Origin of the sequence: Granulicatella elegans ATCC 700633, assembly GCF_000162475.2 — a bacterium.
Classification (GTDB): Bacteria; Bacillota; Bacilli; order Lactobacillales; family Aerococcaceae; genus Granulicatella; species Granulicatella elegans.
In genome coordinates this window covers 474,573-476,910 of the sequence record NZ_KI391971.1, presented here as the reverse complement: position 1 = coordinate 476,910, position 2,338 = coordinate 474,573, and the positions used below count along the sequence as shown (strand labels likewise).

1 protein-coding gene is annotated in these 2,338 nt (G+C 41.1%); it reads right to left on the bottom strand.

Going from position 1 to position 2,338, the window contains the following annotated elements:
- On the bottom strand, positions 1 to 2,338 hold a 2,338-nt coding region (locus HMPREF0446_RS08690), incomplete at both ends, for a DUF1542 domain-containing protein (RefSeq protein WP_020991285.1).

Sequence of the window (2,338 nt, the reverse complement as noted above, 5' to 3'; positions counted from 1 at the left end):
CTGTTAAGTCTGTACGAGCATCAATCGCGTCATTCTTAGCTTTTAGTGCGTCATCAATTGCTTTCTTAGCTACTGGCTTCGCTTGTGCTGTTGGATTTACTGAGTCTACACTCGTTGCTCCATCTGTCTTAGCTTTTTCTACTGCGTCATTTGTTGTCGCATTGTCGATTGCTTGTTTGGCTGCATCTGCTTTGGATTTCGCATCAGCTTTCGCTACAGTTTTTTCTTCGTCTGTTAAGTCTGTACGTGCATCGATTTCATCTTTTTTAGCTTTTAGTGCATCGTCTATTGCTTTCTTTGCCGCTGGTTTAGCCACCGCTGTTGGATTTACATTGTTTACTTCTGTTGCTCCATCATTTTTAGCTTGAGTCACTGCATCATTTGTTGTTGCGCTATCGATTGCTTGCTTGGCTGTATCGGCTTGGGCTTTCGCATCAGCTTTCGCTGCAGTTTTCTCTTCATCTGTTAAGTCTGTACGTGCATCGATTGCGTCATTTTTAGCTTTCAATGCATCATCAATTGCTTTCTTAGCTACTGGCTTCGCTTGTGCTGTTGGATTTACTGAGTCTACACTCGTTGCTCCATCTGTCTTAGCTTTTTCTACAGCTGCGTTAGTTGTCGCATTATCGATTGCTTCTTTCGCTGCGTCGGCCTTAGCTTTTGCGTCTGCTTTAGCTGTGGTTTTCTCTTCATCTGTTAAGTCTGTACGAGCATCAATCTCGTCATTCTTAGCTTTAATAGCTTCATCAATTGCTTGTTTCGCTGCTGGTTTCTTAACCGCTAATGGATTTATTAAATCTACCTTTGTTGTTCCTACAGTCTTAGCCTGTTCTACTTCTGTATTTGTTGTCGCATTATCGATTGCTTCTTTCGCTGAATCGGCTTTTGCCTTAGCTTCTGCTTTTGCTTTCACTTTTTCTTCTGCTGTTAAGTCATCATTCGCATCAATCGCATCGTTCTTAGCTTTCAATGCATCGTCGATTGCTTTCTTAGCCGCTGGCTTCGCTTGTGCTGTTGGATTTACTGCATCTACACTTGTTGCTCCATCAGTCTTAGCTTGCGTTACTGCATCATTTGTTGTTGCGTTGTCGATTGCTTCTTTCGCTGAATCGGCTTTTGCCTTAGCTTCTGCTTTTGCTTTCACTTTTTCTTCTGCTGTTAAGTCATCATTCGCATCGATTGCATCTTCTTTTGCTTTTAATGCATCATCTATTGCCTGTTTGGCTGCTGGTTTCTTAGCTGCTTCTGGACTAAACGAATTAACATCACTTAAACCTGAAATGCTATTTTCATCAACTTTAATATCAGTATCTGCTGCATCTATTGCTTCTTTTGCTTGATTAGCTTTGTTTTCTGCTTCAGCTTTTGCCGCAGTTTTCTCTTCAGTTGTTAAATCATTTCGAGCATCGATTTCTTCTATTTTTTTCTCTAGATCTGAATCGATTACTTTCTTAGCCTCCGGTTTCTTAACTGGCTCTGGATTAAATGAATTAACATCACTCAAACCTGAAATACTATTTACGTCAACCTTAACATCTGTATCAGCTCCATCGATTGCTTGCTTAGCTGCATCGGCTTTCGCTTTAGCTTCTTCCTTAGCTGCTAATTTTTCTTCCGCTGTTAAATCATTATTCTCATCAATCTCTGCTTCTTTTGCTTTAAGTGTTTCATCTACAGCTTTTTTAGCCTCTGGTTTCTTAACTGCTACTGGATTCAATGAGTTTACATCTGCTACTCCATTAGTTTTTGCATTTTCAACATCAGCATTTGTTGTTGCTTTATCAACCGCTTGTTTGGCTGCATCAGCTTTGGCTTTCGCGTCTTCCTTAGCTTTTGCTTTTTCTTCAGCTGTTAAGTCGTTGTTCGCATCAATCGCATCGTTCTTAGCTTTTAACGCATCATCGATTGCTTGTTTAGCTGCTGGCTTAGCTACTGGTGTTGGATTTACTGCATCTACACTTGTTGCTCCATCAGTCTTAGCTTGCGTTACTGCATCATTTGTTGTTGCGTTGTCGATTGCTTGTTTAGCTGCATCAGCTTTGGCTTTCGCGTCTTCCTTAGCTTTTGCTTTTTCTTCAGCTGTTAAGTCGTTGTTCGCATCAATCGCATCGTTCTTAGCTTTTAACGCATCATCGATTGCTTGTTTAGCTGCTGGCTTAGCTACTGGTGTTGGATTTACTGCATCTACACTTGTTGCTCCATCAGTCTTAGCTTGCGTTACTGCATCATTTGTTGTTGCGTTGTCGATTGCTTGTTTAGCTGCATCAGCTTTGGCTTTCGCGTCTTCCTTAGCTTTTGCTTTTTCTTCAGCTGTTAAGTCATTGTTTGCATCGATCGC